Here is a 5,481-nt window from a genome sequence, read left to right on the forward strand (position 1 = left end):
GTGCGCGGGCGTGTCGATCCGCGTCCTGGCACCCGGTGTGTCCGTCCTCGACCTCCCCCGGAGCTTCGCCTGGGGGCACCCCCAACGGGCTTGGTGGGTGCGGGCCGTACGCCGTACGGGCTTCAACGGCGCGCCCTGGACCGTTGTCGGTGGCGGGCCGTCGTGCTACACCAACTCCCAGCCGGTCTGCACCACTTCCCCTTCGGGAGGCTTCCGTGTCGCTGCTGCCTGCCTGGTCCCGCCGTGGCTTTCTCCTCGCCTCGGGCGCGAGCGTTCTGGCCCTGACGGCGTCACCCCGCGCCACGGCCGCCCCCGCCGACGACGAGTACGCCGCGCTGCGCCGGCGCTGGCTGGAGATCCAGCTCGGCGCCGGCTTCGACCCGGCCACCGAGCCCTACGCCACCCGGCTCGCCGAGACCGGCCAACTCGCCCGCACCTTCCGCGCGTCCATGGCCCCCGCCGACGACTCCCTCTGGCCCGGCCTCCGCTTCGACCCGCCGTCCGGCATCACCAGCAGCTACAGCCGGCTGTGGACCATGACGCAGGCCTACCGCCAGCCGGGCACCGGCCTCACCGGGGACGAGACGCTGCTCGCCGACGTCGTCCGGGGGCTCGACCACCTCTCCGCGCGGATCTACAACCCCTCCACCACCCGCTACGGCAACTGGTGGGAGTGGCAGATCGGCAGCCCCCGCCTCCTCATGGACATCGTCGCCGCCCTCCACGACAAGCTCACCGACGACCGGCGCCAGGCGGCGTGCGCCGCCGTCGACCACTTCATCCCCGACTCGATGCTGGGCTCGTACACGGGGACGAGCACCGGCGCCAACCGCGTCGACCTGTGCCGGTCCGTCGTCCTGCGCGGCATCCTCGGCACCGCACCCGCCAAGATCGAGCTCGCCCGCGACGCGCTCTCGCCCGTCTTCCCGTACGTCACCAAGGGCGACGGCCTCTACGCCGACGGGTCGTTCGTCCAGCACACCTGGGTCGCGTACTCGGGTACGTACGGACAGGTCATGCTCGACGGGCTCGGCCGGCTCTTCGCCCTGCTCGCGGACTCCGCCTGGGACGTCACCGACCCGAACCGGCAGATCATCCTCGACAGCGTCGAGAACGCCTACGCCCCGCTGATCTACAACGGGCTGATGATGGACAGCGTCAACGGCCGGGCCATCAGCCGCGGCTTTCTCGTCGGCGACGCCCGCAAGGTCATGCGCAGCGACCATTTCCACGGCCAGGGCCTGATGGCGGCGATCGCGCTGCTCGCGGGCGGCGCCTCGGACGCCGAGCGGACCCGCTGGCAGTCCCTGATCAAGGGCTGGATCGAGCGGGACACCGTCACGCCCGTCCTCACCGCCAAGCAGTTCGGCGTGGCCGATCTGGCCCGGTTGCACGCGGTCGCGGAGGCGCCCGTACCGGCCGCGCCCGAGCCCGTCGCGCACAAGCTGTTCGCCTCCATGGACCGGGCCGTGCACCGGCGCCCCGACTGGGCCGCGAACATCTCGATGGCGTCGGAGCGGATCTCGTCCTACGAGTGCGGCAACGGCGAGAACCCGCGCGGCTGGCACACCGGCGCCGGAATGCTCTACTGGTGGCCCGGCAGGGACCACGGCGACCAGTACACCGACTGGTTCTGGCCGACCGTCGACTGGTACCGGCTGCCGGGGACAACCGTGTCGACAAAGCGGCTCGCCGACAAGGAGGGCGGCGAGTGGGGCGAGCCGAAGCCCGCCGTGAAGTGGGTCGGCGGGGCGACCGACGGCGAGTACGCCGCCGTCGGCCAGCATCTCAAGGGGCTCGGCTCGACGCTGGAAGCGCGCAAGTCGTGGTTCTGCGCCGACGACGCGGTCATCTGTCTCGGGGCCGGCATCACCGGTACCGACGGCGTACCCGTCGAGACGATCGTCGACAACCGCAACCTCGGACCGGGCACGGCGGCCGCGACGGCCGCCTTCACCGTCGGCCGCCGGTCCCGCTGGGCCCACCTGGAAGGCCACGGTGGCTGGATCTTCCCCGGCGGGACCGCCTCGCTGCGTACCCTGCGCGAGGCCCGCACCGGGGCCTGGAGGGACATCAACACCACCAGCACCACCGAACGGCGGACCCGTCACTACCAGACCCTGTGGCTCGACCACGGGACCGATCCGGTGAACTCTTCCTATGTGTATGTCCTGATGCCCGGGGCCTCCCGACGGACCATCGCGGCCCGTGCCGCCGACCTCCGGTGGCTGGAGGTCCTCGACAATTCCGCCGTGTGCCAGTCCGTCGCCGTCCGCACCCTTGGCCTCACCGCCGCGAACTTCTGGCAGGCCGGTACGGTGGGTGTGCTCACCGTCACCGCTCCGGCGAGCGTGCTGGTGCGGCGGCGCAACCGGACCACTGTGATCCGCATCGCTGAACCCATGCGTTCCGGGCAGCCCCTGGAGCTGACCTGGCGCCGGCCGGTCCGCCGGGTCGTCCGTCATGATCCGTCCGTCGAGGTGCTCGCCACCGGCCGTACGCTGCGGCTTCGGGTCACTCCGGGCACGTCCGGGGCCGCACATGGCTGTGAGGTGACCACCGGTTGACGTCCTTGTTGGATACCGACAATTCGGTGCGGTCTCCAACTGGTACTTCGCCTGCACTACGGAAAGGTTCTGTCCGGGGCTGACAGCAGAACCGGCGCGAGACTGTACGGAGTCAACGGCAGGTTTTTTATAGTCGGCTCCGTAGGGTTCGTACATGACCGTTTTGGACGAGACCGCAGGCGAGCCGACAGACGCACGAGGGCGAGTGGCCGAGCTGCATGCCCTTCGTGAGCAGGCGCGGCGCGGGCCCAGCGACCGTGCGACCGAGGCGCAGCATGCCAAGGGCAAGCTGACCGCGCGTGAGCGGATCGAGCTGTTGCTGGACGCGGGGTCGTTCCGGGAGGTCGAGCAGTTGCGGCGGCACCGGGCCTCGGGGTTCGGTCTGGAGTCGAAGAAGCCGTACACCGATGGTGTGATCACGGGTTGGGGCACGGTCGAGGGCCGTACCGTCTTCGTCTACGCGCACGACTTCCGGATCTTCGGTGGTGCGCTCGGTGAGGCGCACGCCACCAAGATCCACAAGATCATGGACATGGCCATCGCCGCCGGGGCGCCGCTGGTGTCGCTCAACGACGGCGCGGGCGCCCGTATCCAGGAGGGTGTCTCCGCCCTCGCGGGCTACGGCGGCATCTTCCAGCGCAACACCAAGGCTTCCGGTGTCATCCCGCAGATCAGTGTGATGCTCGGCCCGTGTGCCGGCGGCGCTGCCTACTCCCCGGCGCTGACGGACTTCGTGTTCATGGTCCGCGAGACCTCGCAGATGTTCATCACGGGACCGGATGTCGTCAAGGCGGTGACCGGTGAGGAGATCACCCAGAACGGCCTCGGCGGCGCGGACGTGCACGCCGAGACGAGCGGTGTGGCGCACTTCGCCTACGACGACGAGGAGACCTGCATCGCGGAGGTCCGTTACCTCCTGTCGATGCTCCCCTCCAACAACCGCGAGAACCCGCCCCAGGCGCCCAGCGAGGACCCGGCGGACCGTCGCTCCGACGTGCTGCTCGACCTGGTCCCGGCGGACGGCAACCGCCCCTACGACATGCACAAGGTGATCGAGGAGATCGTCGACGACGGCGACTGTCTCGAGATCCACGAGCGCTGGGCCCGCAACATCATCTGTGCGCTGGCCCGTCTCGACGGCCAGGTGGTCGGCATCGTCGCCAACCAGCCGCAGTCGCTGGCCGGCGTCCTCGACATCGAGGCGAGCGAGAAGTCCGCACGTTTCGTTCAGATGTGCGACGCTTTCAACATCCCGATCATCACGCTGCTGGACGTGCCCGGCTTCCTTCCGGGCGTCGACCAGGAGCACGGCGGCATCATCCGCCACGGCGCGAAGCTGCTGTACGCGTACTGCAACGCGACCGTGCCGCGGATCTCGCTGATCCTGCGCAAGGCCTACGGCGGCGCCTACATCGTCATGGACTCCCAGTCCATCGGTGCCGACCTCACCTACGCCTGGCCGACGAACGAGATCGCGGTGATGGGCGCGGAGGGTGCGGCGAACGTCATCTTCCGCCGCCAGATCGCCGATGCCGAGGACCCCGAGGTCATGCGCGCCCGCATGGTCAAGGAGTACAAGGCCGAGCTCATGCATCCCTACTACGCCGCGGAGCGCGGACTGGTCGACGACGTCATCGACCCGGCCGAGACACGCGAGGTACTCATCCGCTCCCTCGCCATGCTCCGCACCAAGCACGCCGACCTGCCGTCGCGCAAGCACGGCAACCCCCCGCAGTGACTGACCAGGTCCGCTCGCACCCCCACGTATCCGACCGGTCCGAGTCGGGCCGGCGCCCTTGAACGCCCCGTGGTCCGGCCCGGACGCCGGGCAACCGTAGCCATAGAAAGGCACTGATCGCACCATGATCACACCCCCCGACGGAGTGACCCCGCCACTGCCGCCGACGGAGACCGACCGGACGCTGCACTTCGCGGGCCCCGCGACGTTCGGCCGCGTCCCGCGGCTCGATCAGGTGGAGAAGACGGACATCGCTGTCGTCGGTGTACCTTTCGACAGCGGTGTCACCTACCGGCCGGGCGCCCGCTTCGGCGGCAACGCCATCCGCGAAGCGTCCCGCACCCTGCGCCCCTACAACCCTGCGCAGGACGTCTATCCGTACCACTACAGCCAGGTCGCGGACGCAGGCGACATCAGCGCCAACCCCTTCGACCTGAACGAGGCTGTGGAGACGATCGAGGCCGCCGCCGACGATCTGCTCTCCAGCGGCGCCCGTCTGATGACCCTCGGTGGCGATCACACCATCGCCCTGCCGATGCTGCGTGCCGTGGCGAGGAAGCACGGTCCCGTCGCCGTCCTGCACTTCGACGCCCATCTGGACACCTGGGACGAGTACTTCGGGCAGCAGTACACCCACGGCATGCCCTTCCGCCGCGCCGTGGAGGAGGGCATCCTCGACACCTCCGCCCTCTCCCACGTCGGCACCCGCGGTCCCATCTACGGCAAGAACGACCTCGACGAGGACGAGAAGCTGGGCTTCGGCATCGTCACCTCGGCCGATGTGATGCGGCGTGGTGTGGACGAGGTGGCCCAGCAGTTGCGTGAGCGCGTCGGCGACCGTCCCCTCTACATTTCCATCGACATCGACGTCCTGGACCCGGCGCACGCCCCTGGCACCGGTACCCCCGAGGCCGGCGGCCTCACTTCCCGCGAGCTGCTGGAGATCCTGCGCGGACTCGCCGACTGCCACTTGGTCTCCGCCGACATCGTGGAGGTCGCTCCGGCCTACGACCACGCCCAGATCACCTCGGTCGCCGCCTCCCACGCGGCCTACGAGCTGATCACCATCATGTCCAAGCAGATTGCCCCGGTCCGCTGGAGCGCCGCGCAGTAGCCGCCGTGGCGGCGCGGTCCGTGCCGGTGCCGGGGTACCCCGGCACCGGGCCCCGCCGGGGC

Annotated in this window: 3 protein-coding genes; all 3 read left to right on the forward strand. The window is 69.9% G+C overall.

Annotated elements, in window-relative coordinates:
- Nucleotides 1-215: 215 nt before the first annotated feature.
- On the forward strand, nt 216-2,567 hold the full coding sequence (locus ACWGI8_RS38350) for a polysaccharide lyase 8 family protein (protein WP_453668063.1): 2,352 nt from the start codon (nt 216-218) through the stop codon (nt 2,565-2,567).
- Between the two features lie 154 nt (nt 2,568-2,721).
- Nucleotides 2,722-4,305 carry an acyl-CoA carboxylase subunit beta gene (locus ACWGI8_RS38355; RefSeq protein WP_453668064.1) on the forward strand — a complete coding sequence of 528 codons (1,584 nt, stop codon included), beginning with the start codon at nt 2,722-2,724 and terminating at the stop codon, nt 4,303-4,305.
- Nucleotides 4,306-4,429: 124 nt separating this feature from the next.
- Nucleotides 4,430-5,419: an agmatinase gene (gene speB / locus ACWGI8_RS38360; RefSeq protein ID WP_453668065.1), complete on the forward strand. Its 990-nt coding sequence runs from the start codon at nt 4,430-4,432 to the stop codon at nt 5,417-5,419.
- Nucleotides 5,420-5,481 lie beyond the last annotated feature (62 nt).

Source organism: Streptomyces sp. NPDC054841, assembly GCF_053611045.1.